The sequence below is a fragment of the Bacillus sp. FSL R5-0286 genome (assembly GCF_038593245.1).
Lineage (GTDB): Bacteria > Bacillota > Bacilli > Bacillales > Bacillaceae > Bacillus > Bacillus altitudinis.
The window spans coordinates 1,469,998-1,485,210 of record NZ_CP151977.1 but is presented as its reverse complement, the minus strand read 5'-3'; the positions used below and the strand labels follow the sequence as shown (position 1 = coordinate 1,485,210).

General features: G+C 39.6%; 13 protein-coding genes. All 13 read right to left on the bottom strand.

Features of this window, described 5'->3' with window-relative positions; all coding sequences use genetic code 11:
• Positions 1-305: 305 nt before the first annotated feature.
• Positions 306-1,451 (bottom strand): cell division protein FtsZ, encoded by a 1,146-nt coding sequence (gene ftsZ / locus NST24_RS07535; RefSeq protein ID WP_007499752.1) that lies wholly within the window; start codon positions 1,449-1,451, stop codon positions 306-308.
• A 33-nt stretch (positions 1,452-1,484) separates the two neighbouring features.
• On the bottom strand, positions 1,485-2,807 hold the full coding sequence (gene ftsA, locus NST24_RS07530; RefSeq protein ID WP_007499754.1) for a cell division protein FtsA: 1,323 nt from the start codon (positions 2,805-2,807) through the stop codon (positions 1,485-1,487).
• Positions 2,808-2,966: 159 nt separating this feature from the next.
• Positions 2,967-3,335 (bottom strand): small basic family protein, encoded by a 369-nt coding sequence (locus NST24_RS07525; protein ID WP_003210988.1) that lies wholly within the window; start codon positions 3,333-3,335, stop codon positions 2,967-2,969.
• Positions 3,335-4,060 carry a DUF881 domain-containing protein gene (locus NST24_RS07520; protein ID WP_007499758.1) on the bottom strand — a complete coding sequence of 242 codons (726 nt, stop codon included), beginning with the start codon at positions 4,058-4,060 and terminating at the stop codon, positions 3,335-3,337. Before NST24_RS07520 ends, NST24_RS07525 begins: the two co-directional genes overlap by 1 nt.
• 20 nt (positions 4,061-4,080) lie before the next feature.
• On the bottom strand, positions 4,081-4,770 hold the full coding sequence (locus NST24_RS07515) for a DUF881 domain-containing protein (RefSeq protein WP_007499760.1): 690 nt from the start codon (positions 4,768-4,770) through the stop codon (positions 4,081-4,083).
• On the bottom strand, positions 4,767-5,546 hold the full coding sequence (locus tag NST24_RS07510) for a cell division protein FtsQ/DivIB (protein ID WP_039166792.1): 780 nt from the start codon (positions 5,544-5,546) through the stop codon (positions 4,767-4,769). Before NST24_RS07510 ends, NST24_RS07515 begins: the two co-directional genes overlap by 4 nt.
• A gap of 136 nt (positions 5,547-5,682) precedes the next feature.
• Positions 5,683-6,594: a UDP-N-acetylmuramate dehydrogenase gene (murB, locus tag NST24_RS07505; protein ID WP_007499764.1), complete on the bottom strand. Its 912-nt coding sequence runs from the start codon at positions 6,592-6,594 to the stop codon at positions 5,683-5,685.
• A 30-nt stretch (positions 6,595-6,624) separates the two neighbouring features.
• Positions 6,625-7,719 carry an undecaprenyldiphospho-muramoylpentapeptide beta-N-acetylglucosaminyltransferase gene (gene murG / locus NST24_RS07500; RefSeq protein WP_024720309.1) on the bottom strand — a complete coding sequence of 365 codons (1,095 nt, stop codon included), beginning with the start codon at positions 7,717-7,719 and terminating at the stop codon, positions 6,625-6,627.
• Between the two features lie 198 nt (positions 7,720-7,917).
• Positions 7,918-9,018, bottom strand: coding sequence for a stage V sporulation protein E (gene spoVE, locus NST24_RS07495; protein ID WP_039166797.1), 1,101 nt, complete (start codon positions 9,016-9,018; stop codon positions 7,918-7,920).
• Between the two features lie 59 nt (positions 9,019-9,077).
• Positions 9,078-10,433: a UDP-N-acetylmuramoyl-L-alanine--D-glutamate ligase gene (murD, locus tag NST24_RS07490; protein WP_342462500.1), complete on the bottom strand. Its 1,356-nt coding sequence runs from the start codon at positions 10,431-10,433 to the stop codon at positions 9,078-9,080.
• Complete coding sequence (mraY, locus tag NST24_RS07485) at positions 10,434-11,408, bottom strand: phospho-N-acetylmuramoyl-pentapeptide-transferase (RefSeq protein ID WP_007499771.1); 975 nt, start codon at positions 11,406-11,408, stop codon at positions 10,434-10,436. It lies immediately after the preceding gene.
• 136 nt (positions 11,409-11,544) lie between these two features.
• Positions 11,545-13,020, bottom strand: coding sequence for a UDP-N-acetylmuramoyl-L-alanyl-D-glutamate--2,6-diaminopimelate ligase (locus NST24_RS07480; RefSeq protein WP_342462499.1), 1,476 nt, complete (start codon positions 13,018-13,020; stop codon positions 11,545-11,547).
• 211 nt (positions 13,021-13,231) lie between these two features.
• The gene (locus NST24_RS07475) at positions 13,232-15,151 is read right to left on the bottom strand and encodes a stage V sporulation protein D (RefSeq protein ID WP_017359366.1); all 1,920 of its coding nucleotides are present in this window, start codon (positions 15,149-15,151) and stop codon (positions 13,232-13,234) included.
• Positions 15,152-15,213: the final 62 nt, after the last annotated feature.

Here is a 15,213-nt window from a genome sequence, read left to right as displayed (position 1 = left end):
TTTCAATAAAATCCCTCCTCCTCAAATGGTCAAACAGTGTGTATCCTGCCCCTCCCCCTTCTTTTTGATCATGACAAGTTTCATGGTGTTCTCATTAATGTAGTCAAATAAAGTTCAACATTTTGTCGTTTTTTGTAAAGGGAATTAAAAATGATTCTTTTGACTTAATAGACTCAAGCCAAAACACATACGATAGTTCCAAATAACATGCGGAAACAAGACTTTTATATCAATCAAGCTCAGGATCTTCTCACCATGCAGACATAAAAAACCCCTTCCAAAGGAAGGGGTTGAATCGTGCTTGCTTATCGTTTGTTGCGGTTACGTAAGAACGTTGGGATATCCAATGTATCATCACTTGACTGTGTATTTTGTCTTGGTTGTGATGATGTTTGCTGATGTTCCTCACGTTTTACTTCACGCTTTTGTGGAATGGATTGATTTTGCTTTAATCCTTGTCCTAATGGATTTCTTTGAGGTTTTGTCACTTCCGGCTCTTGCTCAATAAAACCGGTTGCGATGACTGTGACCACAATTTCATCCTTCAAGTTATCATTAATGACAGATCCAAAGATCATGTTGACATCTTCATCAGAGGCTGATGCAACAATATCCGCTGCTTCTTGTACCTCATAAAGACTAAGGTTCGTACCACCCGTAATATTCATGATAACACCTTGTGCTCCATCAATCGCTGTTTCAAGAAGTGGTGAAGAAATGGCTTTTTTCGCTGCTTCAGCAGCACGGTTTTCGCCTGTTGCGACACCAATTCCCATAAGAGCTGAACCTTTGTTAGACATGATCGTTTTCACGTCAGCAAAGTCAAGGTTAATTAAACCTGGTGTTGCAATGAGATCTGAGATCCCTTGAACACCTTGTCTTAACACGTTATCTGCTGCACGGAATGCTTCAAGCATTGGCGTGTTTTTATCGACAATTTCAAGCAGGCGATCGTTTGGAATCACGATTAACGTATCAACTGCTTCTTTCATAGAAGCAATCCCTTCAACTGCTTGAAGCTGACGCTTTCTTCCTTCAAATGTGAAAGGACGAGTCACAACTCCAACTGTCAAGGCTCCAGAATCTTTTGCGATTTTCGCAATGACAGGTGCAGCACCCGTACCAGTTCCACCGCCCATACCGGCTGTCACAAAGACCATGTCAGCGCCTTTTAGGACTTCTTCAATTTGTTCTTTGCTTTCTTCAGCAGCTTTTTTACCGACTTCAGGATTCGCACCTGCTCCAAGCCCTCTTGTCAGCTTAGCACCGATTTGCATTTTTGTTTCTGCTTTTGATAAGTTTAACGCCTGTGCATCTGTATTCACTGCAATAAAATCGACACCCTGTACGTCATTTTCAATCATTCGGTTGACAGCGTTATTTCCGCCGCCACCTACACCGATTACTTTAATTGATGCTAGGCCGTCTATATTTGTTTCAAACTCCAACATGCTGAATCCTCCTAATCCGTCGAAAATCTAGTTCTATTCCCAGAACATATTAAATAGTTTTTTCATTTTGCCCGGTTTTTTATTTGTCTCTTGTTGCGCTTTTTGTTTCACTTTCGGTCTTGGCTGAGCTTCTTTTACTTGTGGTGTAGAAGAAACCGGCTCCATGGACGCGCCTACTTCATGAAATGCTTCATCCGGCATTTGGAATCCAACCTGTCTGCCCTGAATCTTTGCATTGCGATAAGCAAAATGGATCAAGCCCACTCCTGTCATATATTGAGGTTCCCTGACCCCAATATAATTAGGACTTGCGATTCTTACATTGTTTTGTAGGACCGTTTGTGCCAGAGAAAGGATACCTGGTATAGCTGCCTGTCCACCTGTTAGAACGAATCCGCCAGGCAAATCATGGACACCCATATTGCGTAATTCCTCTGCCACAAAAAGCAGAATCTCTTCTAATCGCGCTTCGATGATATTGGCTGCTTCAAGTTGTGTATACGTCTGTTTTTGGTCCGTACCGATGACGGAAACTTCAAATGTCTCCTCAGACGATGCCTCATCATAGAATGCATGCCCAAATTGCTTTTTGATTCGTTCAGCTTCTTCAGTGGAAGTTCTAAGTCCTATAGACAAATCTTTTGTAATGTTCTCTCCGCCCAATGGGATACTGTGAGTAGAATAGAGATGCCCGTTTTCAAATACGGATATCGTAGTAGAGCCGCCGCCAATATCGACAAGAGCTACCCCTAGATTTTTTTCATCTTTCGATAACGCCGCTGAACCCGATGCGAGTGGCTGCAAGCAAATATCCATAATTTCAATACCAGCCCGCTCTACACATCGGAGCCAGTTATGTAGAATCGTTTTAGAACCTGTGATTAACGATCCATCCACTTCTAGCCGTACACCTAGCATTTTTTTCGGATCTGTGATCTCATCTCTTCCGTCGACGATAAATTGTCTCGGAATTACGTCTACTACGAGATGTTCTTGCGGAATAGATACTACCTGTGCAGCATCCAAGACACGTCTCACATCTTCAGCATGTATTTCTTTATTTTCACTAGACACTGCGACCACGCCGCTCGTATTCTGAATATGAATGTGGTTTCCGTTAATTCCGACTATCGCCTTTTGTAAAGGAAAACCTACCATTCTCTCAGCCTGTTCAAATGCTTGTCTAATAGAATGAACTGTTTCATCTATATCAACAATCGATCCTTTTTTTAACCCCTCTGAAGGGACATTTCCAACACCTATAATGTTAAGCGAATCATCCGCCATTTCTCCGACGATGACTTTTATATTGGATGTACCGATGTCAAGGCTGACGTAAATTTCATTGTTGTTCATTCTATGGCACCTCCTCACATATCAATACTTTCTATTCTATTATTTGCTGAACAACAATACAATGAATGTGTTTTTACAAGTGTGTAACAAAACTTAAAAAATCAACATTTTTTATTAGGATTACTGAAAATATTCGTTACATCATATGTATATCCTTTTTTATGACTCACTTTTTTTCTTTTTTTCTCTAGAAATTGTCCATTTTGTTAGTAGAATTCTTCGAATAACGGCGATATTTTGAAACAATCTAACACCGAATGCAAACATTCCGACTAAATACAAGTCTACACCAAGATGGACGCCCAGAAAAGCTAAACTTATTGCGAGTATAATATTAAAGAAGAAACCTGATACAAACACTAGTTCATCGTATGCCCCTTGCAGATGTGCTCTGATTCCACCAATCAATGTATCAAGCGCAGCAAGTACGGCGAGGGAAAGATAGTTAGAATACTCATTCGGTATCGTAAAATTCGTTAAGAAACCGATCGCAACTCCTATGATTAAACCAAGTACAGGAAGCCACATTAAGATTTTCCCTCCTTTACATCGTCAAGAGGCTTCAATTCATTTAATTGAATTGTACCGTCAAATGCTTTTAAATGAATTTTTTTCTTCGGCGGTCTAATACTCAAACTGAAATTTTCCTGAGCAAACAAATCACCAATATCTGATACATTTAAACGGCTGTATAATTTATCGGCCTGCTCGCTGACCATCTTAATCGTGACTGTATCACCATCTATGCTGTAACCATCCATTTTCGTCGTACCATTAATATCTCGAATAACACTGGTGTTAATCACCCGGTGTTCATTAATGGAAATATGTTTTGCCCCAAACATATTGGCTTCGTTGATTAATTTTTTTAGAAGATCAGGTGGTATGTTTTTGACTTCTTCTCCGGTAAGTTCCTTAGAAAAAAGCTGAGTAATTTCTATTTCAACTCCTTCACCCGTTACCTCTGTAAAACCAGCCTTTTCTTTCAAATCCTTCAACGTTTTTGTTAATTGTGCTTCTTTTGATTGATCTTCTTGGTTGCCATACTTTTTTAGCATTTCATCATATTTATCAATTTCTTTCAATAAATCCAGTTCTTTACTTTTAGATGCAGATAAATCCTCTCTTAATTCCCAAACGTCTCGAGTATCGCGAACTTTAGGCTTTTGTAGAGAGTTAAACTGGATGGAGACCATGATGCCAAATATGACCATCAGGACTGTCAAACTAAGTAATGGCTTCTTTTTCCTCAACACCACTCACCTTTTCACATTTAATCTTTGTTTCTTAGAAGAGGATTCATACGAATATCCTTCTTTTCAATCGTCATGGAAATATGATCACTTGTCAGCTGATCAACCACCCCGCCTGCAATGTTTAATGCAGGAATTAAAACAGCTGGATCTCCAATAGCAGAAATGACAAATGGTGCTGGATGTTGAACACCATCAACCGTGACGACTGGACCGTTACAATGTATGTATGATTGGTGTGTGATTCTTTGTCCGTTTATAGCTACAGCAGATGCCCCTGATATAAATAGTTCGTTTATCACATGGAAAATGTGGCTCTCATGCACAATGTAATTATTGACATTTTGTCCACTCGGGATATAAGATGCATCTTCAAGAGATACTTTTACCCCTTTCCCTTTTACACCTATTTCTCCTGTAAACATTCTGTATTTCTCAACATCTTCCAAAACATTAAAATACTGCTCTTTTTCATTTTTCAAACCAAACTCTGTTTCTTGGACTTTTGATTGAAGACGATAAAGTTCTTTTTCAAGTTTTTGATTCGCCTTTTCTTGCTTTGTTAGCTGACTTTTCAAAGAATATTCTTTTTTCCATTGTTCTGTTCGATTGACATCTGCTCGATGCTGCTTCGTATATTGGTATGAAAAAGAAATCAGAAATCCAAGAACAAGCATTACAATTGAGAATATGACGGTTTTGCCTCTCAACGTTCATCTTCCTTTTTCTTAGATTTAAAAGCTTCAAAATACGTAGCTACTTCCATATGAATCGTACCTTTCTCAGAGGACGAAAGCTCTTTGACAATGGCAGGGTACGTTGTCATTTTATCTGCGAATGTTTTAATTGATGCAATAACGGTGTTTCCATCATTCATATAAAATTTAACGAGCCACTGATTGGAGCTAGTCGGTACGTAATATACTTCTGAGATTAGTTCCTGAATAGAAGCCGGCAGTTGATTCAGAGCTTTCACTGTTTGCTTCAATTTCTCTTTATTGTCCCAATCGACAAAAATAGGTCCTGCGTGACTTGGCGTTACTTCATCTGGCAAAGCCGTCCCGTTTTCAAGAAGCTCATAATAAAAATGTCCCTTTTGCAGATACGCAATATTTGCATACTCTTTGACAGCAATACTGACCTTATTAGGGAAATGTTTTTTGATACTGACACTTTTAATCAACTTATTTTGCTTTATATGGTCTGCTGTTATATCTTTATTTAAATTCCAAAACTCTGTCTCGCCTTCTTTAATTTGCGAAAGTTTAACGAGCTGTTTTGTTGGTACATGTTCATTACCGGTAATGGTTAAAGAAGAAATTTTACTGATTGGTGTTTGCAAATAGACAATAATTAAAACCATGATAAAAAACAGCAGAATAAAAGAGATTAATCTCCGATTCGCTTTCTGCTTCCTTTGTTCTTTAATTTTAGGGATTCGCTCTTCTATATTGACGATCTTTTCATTTTCATGATCAGGCCGCATATATACTCTTCACCTCATTCAAAGCTGCTTGTCCGCACCTTTGGATCATTCTTTATCTCATATTGATTAGAAAACAAACGGCATGAAAAAATGCCGTTTGTTTTCCTGTGATACCATCATTCATAAGTAGTAGCCTTTAATTTGCTTCACCAATAATTTCTACTTCTGTATGCATCTCTACATTGTAGTCATCTTTGATTTTCTTTTGAATGTACTGAATTAAGTCGAGCACATCTTGAGCCTTCGCCCCACCAGCATTGACAATAAAGTTTCCGTGCATATCAGAAATTCTAGCGCCGCCAATCTGATATCCTTTTAAATTCGCCTTTTCTACAAGCTGTCCTGCATATTCAGGTAATGGATTTCGGAAAATACTGCCGGCGCATGGTTTATTATACGGTTGTGTTTCCTTGCGATAATCTTTATTTTGCTGCATTTTCTTTGTGATTTTCTCACGTTCGTCCTGTTTAAGCTTGAACACTGCTTCGAGAACAATTCCAGGTCGTTCCTTTTGAAGCACAGAAGTTCGATAGCTAAAGTTCATTTGCTCATTAGTTAACCACTCGATCGTTCCATCTTCAAATAAGACTCTCGCTTTCACAAGAATCTTGCTGATATCAGATCCATGTGCTCCTGCGTTCATATAAACAGCGCCACCAATAGAACCTGGAATACCAGCTGCGAATTCCAATCCTGACAGCCCCTGCTTACTAAGAGACGTCGCGAGTCTTACAACTGAATAGCCTCCACCAACTGTAATCTCTTCATCATTGACAGTTAAGTGATCAAGCCCAGCGCCCAGCTTTAAAACGACCCCGCGAATTCCTTTATCAAGGACAAGTAAATTGGATCCTCTCCCAATGACCGTCCATTGAGTATCATGTTTTTTCACCTGATCCATAATTGTTTTGACAGCATCGACATCTTTAGGGATGACTAATAGATCGGCCGGTCCGCCTATTTTCATTGTCGTATGATTTGCAAGCGGTTCATTTTCAAGTACTTTACCAACTTGCGCTTCTAATAATTCATTCTTCAAGTTCTCCATATTACCCTCCGCCTTACCTCATATCATTCATCATGAAGTCGTAATTTCTTTTAACACATTATATAAACGTGTGGCCGCATCTGGTACTCCAAGTTCTTTTGTTAAACGGCTCATTTGATGTAGTTTCTCGTCATTACCAGCAATTTCATCAATTGCATGAAGCAAGCGATCTCCAGAAAGCTCTGATTCTCTTAAAACGATCGCAGCATCATGTTTTTCAAGTGATCTAGCGTTAATTTCTTGATGATTTGCGGTCACGTATGGACTTGGAATGAAGATGGTCGGAATTCCAAGTGCCGTCACTTCAGCAATCGTTGTGGCTCCCGCTCTTGCAACAATGACATCAATTGATTTTAAATACTCCGGCATTTGATGCAAGAAAGGCTTTGTGATCATATTCGGTGCTTCACCTTTTTCTTTTAATTCGTTCAGCACTTTTTCATAATGAACCTCACCTGTAATATATAAAAGCTGATAGTTCTTTGCCTTTAATTCATCTTGCATGTCAATCACTGCTCGATTGATTGGAGCTGCACCTCTGCTCCCGCCAAAAATGAGAACCGTTTTTTTCTTCTCATCCAGCCCAAACTCTTTAAGAGATTTTCCCTCTTTAATAGAGACGACTTCAGAGGCTCTTGGGTTTCCAGTAAAAACAACCTTTTCTGAAGGAAAGTGTTCCTTTGCTTCTTCAAAACAGATGGCTACTTTATTCACATACCGTGCCAGAAACTTATTTGTGATGCCTGGCAGGCTATTTTGTTCGTGAATGATCGTCGGGATTTTTAGCTTAGACGCAGCATAAACAACTGGACCACACACATAACCACCTGTTCCAATAACAGCATCCGGCTTAAATTCTTTTAAATAAGATTTACTTTTTTGGACGCCCTTTAGAAACCTCATCACTGTTTTTACATTATCAAAGGAAAGCTTTCTTTTAAAACCTGAAATTTCAATTGATTTAAAAGGGATATTTTCTCTTTCTACAATTTTCTTTTCAAGCCCATTCTCAGTGCCAATATATAAAAATTCCACATCAGGATGCAGTCTTTTCACTTCTTTAATAAAAGCTAGAGCAGGATAAATATGCCCGCCTGTTCCGCCTCCACTAATAACTATACGCATTATACCATTTCCCCTCAATTTTTTTCTGCTCTGAACAAAGTATAAACCCTGTTTTAAACAACAGGGCTCCGTCAAAACCTGTAAAGAAGAGTCAATCATCATGTTTTCGAAACAGAAACTGCCATTTTCACTCTTCAAATCATTTTTTCATACTTTTGCAAAATAAAAGTCTATATGGTTTCATGAACTATCAGCACATTAATATCTAGCATACCTGCTTACATTCAAAAGTACGCCAATTGCCATCAGCATTAATGTCAGTGATGAACCGCCATAACTTATGAATGGGAGTGTGATGCCCGTCACAGGGATGAGACCAGTGACAACTGCGATATTAATCATTACTTGAATGGCAACCATTGAGATGATGCCCACTGCCAAGAAACTTCCATATAAATCTGGTGCACCGAGGGCTATTCTAATGCCTCTCCACAATAGAACACTAAAGAGCAGCAAAATGAGTGATCCACCTATAAATCCAAGTTCTTCAGACAATATAGCAAAGATAAAGTCTGTTTGAGGCTCAGGCAAATAGAAGAATTTTTGTCTACTCTGACCTAGCCCCATTCCAAACAGACCGCCTGGACCGACAGCGTATAAGGATTGAATAATTTGAAACCCGCTGCCAAGTGGATCCTCCCAAGGATTTAAATAAGATGTAATTCGTTTTATTCGATAGGGTGCTGATAAGACAAGTGCGGCGAATCCGCTAAGCCCTAAAAGACCGAGAAAGATAAAGTGAGCGATTCTCGCACCTGAAACAAATATCATAATAATACAGGTTCCAACCATAACCGTTCCTGTACCTAGGTCCGGCTGCAGCATAATGATGGCAAATGCAGAAAACACAATGCCTAGTGCTGGGGCGAAACCTTTACGAAAGGATGTGATATTCTTTTGTTTTTCAGATAAGAATTTTGCAAGAAACGCAATCATCGCAAGCTTCATAAATTCAGAGGGCTGAATACTAAACGCACCGACACCAATCCAGCTTCTTGAACCATTTCTCTCCATACCGATACCAGGAATCAAGACAAGCACAAGGAGGAGAAAACACACTGCAATCAGTATCTTTGACCAAGTCCGCCACGTCCAATAATCGACCCGCATAATGAAAAACATTGCGATAACTCCGATTCCGGCAAACAAAAGCTGTCTTTTTGCAAAATAAAACGAATCATCAAATTTATACGATGCCCACACAGCACTTGCGCTGTACACCATAATTAAACCAATCGTCAATAAAAGTAACGTAATGACAACAAGCAAAAAATCCGGAGAAGTTTTCTTATTCGTCAAGAGACCGACACCCCAAGCATAATTTCATTTGGGCTGTCAGTCATATGAGAGACAAGCCCTTATTTAAGCATATGCACGGCGTTTACAAACATGTCTCCACGTTCTTCAAATGTTTTATGCTGATCCCAGCTTGCACAAGCTGGAGACAATAAAATCACGTCTTCTTCTTCAGATATGCTAAACGCCGCAGGTACTGCTTGTTCAACATTATCGACATGTTTTACGTGATGTATTCCCAGCTCTTCACCAAGCTTCACAAACTTAGGCGCAGTCTCACCAAATGTAATCATTCCTTTTACATTCTTCATAAAAGGTTTTAATTCATCAAATTCATTGCCACGATCCAGTCCACCTGCTAGTAAAATGGTCGGCTGGTTGAAGGCAGACAAAGCTTTACTTGTTGCCAGTATATTGGTCGCTTTACTGTCATTATAAAATTTTCTATTTTGAATCGTCTCCACAAATTGCAAACGATGCTTCACTCCACTAAATGTAGTAAGAACTTGCGCAATCGCTTCGTTTGAGCAGCCTGCATTTTTTACAACACAAATAGCTGCTAGAATATTTTCTTGGTTATGCTCACCAGGAAGAACAACATCCTTGAGGTCAATGACATGTTCATTCATATAGTAGATGGCACCACCTTTAATAAACGCTCCATGTGCTACCGGCTCTTTAACTGAGAAAAACACTTTTTGCGCTTTCGAATCTTCTGCTAGTTTGACAACAGATGGATCACCTAGGTTAACCACAGCTATGTCATCTTCTTGTTGATGTGCATACACTTTCTGTTTTGCTTTTTCGTATTCTTCACGCGTGTGATGATAGTCTAAATGTGCGTCAAAAATATTTAAAATTAAGCTGATTTTAGGTCTGAATTCAACGGTTCCCATTAACTGAAATGAAGAGAGCTCAGTTACGATCCATTCATCGCCCGCTGCACGCGCGGCAACTTCACTTGCGACCGTTCCGATATTACCTGCTACCAATGTTTTTTGACTGTCTTTTTTCAACATTTCATAAATCAAAGTGGTCGTGGTCGTTTTTCCATTTGATCCGGTAATCCCAATAAAAGGAGATGAGGTCAAATGATACGCCAATTCTATTTCAGTCCAAACTGGAATTTTTCGGCGAAGCGCCTCTTGAACCATCACATTCTCATAAGGAATTCCTGGGTTCTTAATTAAAATCGTAATTTCTTTATCGTCGAACATACGAAGAGGATGACTGCCACAAATGACATCAATCCCCTTTTCAGAAAGTAACTGAGCAGGCTCGTTTTCTTCAAAAGCTTTTTGGTCATTGACCGTCACGTTTATTCCGTGCTCGTGAAGAATTGAGGCTGCCGCATATCCGCTTTTTGCAAGGCCTAGTACTAGTACATGTTCGTCTTTTAACATTTGCATCCTATTCAATTATAACCACACCTCGATGTAAATTCCTAAAACAGCAAGCAATAAACCAGCTGTCCAGAAGGTGACAACTACTCTCCACTCAGACCAGCCAACTAACTCATAGTGGTGGTGAAGCGGGCTCATCTTAAAGATTCTTTTTCCAGTTGTTTTGAAGGAGATGACTTGAAGGATAACGGATAACGTTTCAACAACAAATACTCCTCCAATAATGACGAGTAAAATCTCAAGTTTCGTTAAAATGGCAATGGCCACTATGGCACCGCCTAAAGCAAGCGATCCCGTATCACCCATAAATACTTTTGCAGGATGCGCATTAAAGACAAGGAACCCAAGGACAGCGCCTGCTACTGCTACCGAAAAGATCGCCACATCATACTGAGATTGATTCCAAGCCAATATAGCAAAAGCTCCGAATGCAATAGCAGCTGTTCCAGATAATAAACCATCAAGTCCATCCGTAAGGTTTACCGCATTAGAACCACCGACAAGCATGAAAACGACGAGGATAAAGTATGCCCATCCTAAGTCAAAGCTGACATCTGTTCCTGGAATGCGAATAGTCGTTGCAAACTCATAATAATGGAAGACTGCATAGAAAATCACAGCAATCACAATTTGCCCGATCAGTTTTTGTTTCGATGTTAAGCCAAGATTTCGCTTCATCGCTACTTTAATATAATCATCTAAAAATCCTAATAATCCGTAGCCAAGGGTGACAAATAACAATAAAAACATTTCTGGACTAATCTCAGAGAATTTGTTAATCATCACGATCGTTGTAATTGTAATAGAAAAGATAATCATAATTCCACCCATTGTTGGGGTACCAGATTTCTTTTGGTGAGACTGAGGTCCTTCTTCTCTAATACTTTGACCAAATTTAAGTCTTCTTAAAAACGGAATAAAAATCGGGGATAAAAGAACACTGATTAAAAATCCCATTATGATTGTAAACAATATCACCTGTTCAAGCATTGTTCTTTACTCCTTCCGAATTTCCAAAGCCGTTTTCCATTAGAAAATAGCATTCATTATTATGATATTCATTCGTGTCTTTCGTATGTTGTTTTTGTACAAAATTCTTCATTTCATTACACTCTTTTCATCATTTTTAAGATTTGTTTAGATCTAAAATAGCGTCCGCTGCCACCTTGGCATCATCAAAGTCATAGACTTGATCACCAATAATTTGGTACGTCTCATGGCCTTTTCCAGCTATTAAGACTGTATCGCCCTTTTTTGCATTAGCAATGGCAAAAAAGATGGCCTGTTTCCGGTTCACAAAGCTGTGATAATAGGCGTTTGGCACGCCATTTTCCATGTCTTTCAAAATGGCTGATGGATCTTCACTTCTTGGATTATCTGATGTAAAAACAGGCTCATCTGCATATTTCACAGCGATTTGGGCCATCTGAGGGCGCTTGGTTTTATCACGGTCGCCCCCGCAGCCAACTACACAGAAAATTCTACCTTCTGTTAATTCTCTGCACGTAGTCAGTACATTTTCTAAACTGTCAGGTGTGTGCGCATAATCAACGATGACTGGGAAGTCTTGATCAAAATTCACAAGTTCGAATCTTCCTTTGACTCCCTCAAGTTCTTCAATGGCACTAACGATCGTTTCAAACGTTAAGCCTGATACAATGCCTACTGATACAGCTGCTAGAATGTTATACACATTGAATTTCCCAATAAGGGCAACCGTCACATTTTTTGTGCCGATTGGGGTAATCAAATCAAATTGTGTTCCCTTTGGTTTGATTTGAATGTTCTTTGCCATTACATCTGCTTCTTGCTCTAAGCCATACGTCATAATTTCAGCAGCTGTGACTTTTTCAAAATAACTAGACGCTTCATCATCTGCATTTAAAATGGCATGCTTCGGCTTATCGTGCTGAAAGGCACTTCCGAGCTGGGAAAAGAGCAAGCTTTTTGCATGTTTATATTCTTCCATTGTGTTGTGGTAGTCCAAATGATCTTGGGTAAGATTTGTAAAGACGGCAATATCATAATCACATCCATGAACACGCCCAAGATGCAAAGCATGTGATGATACTTCCATAATGGCCGTATCTACGTCTTGATCAAGCATCTGCTTAAAGGTCTTCTGAAGGGTGACACTCTCAGGTGTTGTGTTTTTCACTTCGAGAATTTCATCGTTTACCTTCATATACATCGTACCGATTAAACCTGTTTTTTTATCGGCTTTTCTCATGATTTGCTCAATCATGTGTGTTGTGGACGTTTTCCCGTTCGTTCCTGTAATACCAATTAGATTGAGTTTATGAGTTGGGTGTTCGTAAAAAGCATCTGCTATTCTTGCAAGTGCTCTTTGAGAGTGTTTTACAATAATGACTGGTACATCTGTTATGTGAAGTGGGTGTTCTGCTACAATCGCTGCAGCCCCGCTTTTCACTGCTTTTTCAGCGTAATCATGTCCATCTACTGTATAGCCTTTTATACAGACAAAAAGACTCCCTTTTTTCACTTCTCTTGAATCCATTTCAATGGAAGTAATCTCCGGATTTTCGTTTATCAGTTCACTGTTTTCACTTTTAAAGTATGTAAGGAGTTCTTGTAATTTCATTTCATATCAAACCTCTCAAATTCGTTCACGTGCATGTCTTGTGAAAAAAACACACAGTCTATATTTTATCGTAAAAAAAAGGATACATCCAGCGTATTCCTTAAGTTTCTCTTGGAAAAAGCACACTTTATGCTCTTTTTTTAAAGCCACCCTTCTCTTTCAACAAAAAGAGGCAGCCGAATGAGTGCGGCTACCCTCTGTTCATTCTTTATTATTCATCATTTAAGTATAATCGGATCGTGGAACCTTCTTTGACCTTTGTGCCGGCAGCAGGCGATTGCTTCACCACTTTACTGCCAGTTCCTGAAGCATCAATCTTTAAATTAATCAGGAGTGATTCAAGGTCAGAAACAGATCCTCCTACAAGATTCGGTACCTCAATGGTTTTTGTGTCCAGCCATTGATACTTCTTTTCAATTTGTCCTTTTCTTTTTTTCACGCCCATTTCAGGCAGACTGTCTCGCATAATATGGCCCACAATAGGTGCGGCTACTGTCCCACCAAATTGAATCGTGCCTTTTGGGTTATCTACTGCTACATATACAACAATGCTTGGATCATCCGCAGGTGCAAACCCGATAAATGACACAATGTGGTTATTTTCCATGTACTTTCCGTCTTTTACTTTCTGTGCTGTTCCTGTTTTTCCGCCCACCCGATATCCTTCAACGAATGCATTCCGACCAGTTCCTTGAGCGACTACACTTTCAAGGGCATACCTGATTTCTTTAGACGTCTCCGCTGAAATGACTTTCTTCTTGGCAATTGGTGATTGCTTTTTAACTACCTCTTTTGTAATTGGATCGATCCATTCTTTTGCAATATACGGCGTGTAAAGCGTTCCTCCATTTACTGCGGCTGCCACTGCAGCTACTTGTTGAATCGGCGTAACAGATACACCTTGACCAAAGGCTGTTGTTGCCTGTTCTACAGGACCAACACGATCAAGCGGGAACAAAATTCCTCTACCTTCTCCTTGAAGGTCGATTCCTGTCTTTTGACCAAAGCCGAAATTTTTAATATAAGAAAATAGTTTATCTTTTCCAAGACGGTCGCCTAGCTCGACGAAACCTGGGTTACAAGAGTTTTGTACCACTTCTAGAAACGACTGTGATCCATGTCCTCCCTTTTTCCAGCATCTGAGCCTTGCGCCATCCACTGTCACAGATCCGCTGTCAAAAAAATGATCACGTTTTAAATTTACTTTATTTTCTTCCAGGGCAGCTGCCAGTGTAATGATTTTAAACGTCGATCCTGGCTCATATGTGCTCCACACCGGTAAGTTTCGGTTAAATACTTTTGAATCAACTGATTGATAGTCAGCCGGATCAAAGTCAGGTCTGCTCGACATTCCCAGCACCTCACCATTTTTCGGATTCATGGCAATGGCAATCATGCCATCTGGGTTATATTTTGCCTGGGCATTGTCTAGTTCTCGTTCGATGATGGTTTGCACTTTTGAATCAACTGTTAATTTCATATCAAGCCCATCTTTAGGCGGTGTATAATCATCTGCTTCATCTGGCATTTTCTGCCCTTTTGCATCAGAATAAAATTTCACAGAGCCTTTTTCACCTTTTAGGTCATCATCATAGTACGCTTCTAGCCCAAGTAAGCCTTGATTATCAATTCCAGCAAAACCTAATACATGAGATAAGAAACTTCCAAACGGGTAATGTCTAATGCTGTCTTCTGCTACATAGACTCCATCTAAATCAAGTTCTCTGACTTCTTTTGCTTTTTCATGAGATACTTTTCTCCCCTCTGGAGAAATCCGCTCTATAGACGTTTTCTTGGTGACATGCTTGTACGCTTTCTCCTCAGACATATTCAGTACTGCTGCTAATTTTTTGCTTGTTTCTGCTGGGTCTTTCACCTGCCGCGGCACGACTAAAATAGAGGGAGCACTTTTGTTCGTCGCAAGCTCCACCCCATTTCGATCCAAAATATCTCCTCGTTCTGGTTCAAATGGAAGGTTACGGCTCCATGAATCTTTCGCTAAACTTGTCAGCTTCTCGCCCATAATAAACTGCACATATCCTAATCTAGTATCTATGATGAAAAAAATGATCACCCCAAACAGCAGCACGAAAAGCAATCGTTTTCTCACTGTTACACTTGACACTCGCACGCCCGGTTCACTCCTTACATATGGCTTGTTTTCATCATATGCAGGCTCGTCTTTTTATAGAA

What these genes read in the sequence shown, in the direction of transcription:
- ftsZ (WP_007499752.1), bottom strand. Translation starts at nt 1,451, where the DNA reads ATGTTGGAGTTTGAAACAAATATAGACGGCCTAGCATCAATTAAAGTA.
- ftsA (WP_007499754.1), bottom strand. Translation starts at nt 2,807, where the DNA reads ATGAACAACAATGAAATTTACGTCAGCCTTGACATCGGTACATCCAAT.
- NST24_RS07525 (WP_003210988.1), bottom strand. Translation starts at nt 3,335, where the DNA reads ATGTGGCTTCCTGTACTTGGTTTAATCATAGGAGTTGCGATCGGTTTC.
- NST24_RS07510 (WP_039166792.1), bottom strand. Translation starts at nt 5,546, where the DNA reads ATGCGGCCTGATCATGAAAATGAAAAGATCGTCAATATAGAAGAGCGA.
- murB (WP_007499764.1), bottom strand. Translation starts at nt 6,594, where the DNA reads ATGGAGAACTTGAAGAATGAATTATTAGAAGCGCAAGTTGGTAAAGTA.
- murG (WP_024720309.1), bottom strand. Translation starts at nt 7,719, where the DNA reads ATGCGTATAGTTATTAGTGGAGGCGGAACAGGCGGGCATATTTATCCT.
- mraY (WP_007499771.1), bottom strand. Translation starts at nt 11,408, where the DNA reads ATGCTTGAACAGGTGATATTGTTTACAATCATAATGGGATTTTTAATC.
- NST24_RS07480 (WP_342462499.1), bottom strand. Translation starts at nt 13,020, where the DNA reads ATGAAATTACAAGAACTCCTTACATACTTTAAAAGTGAAAACAGTGAA.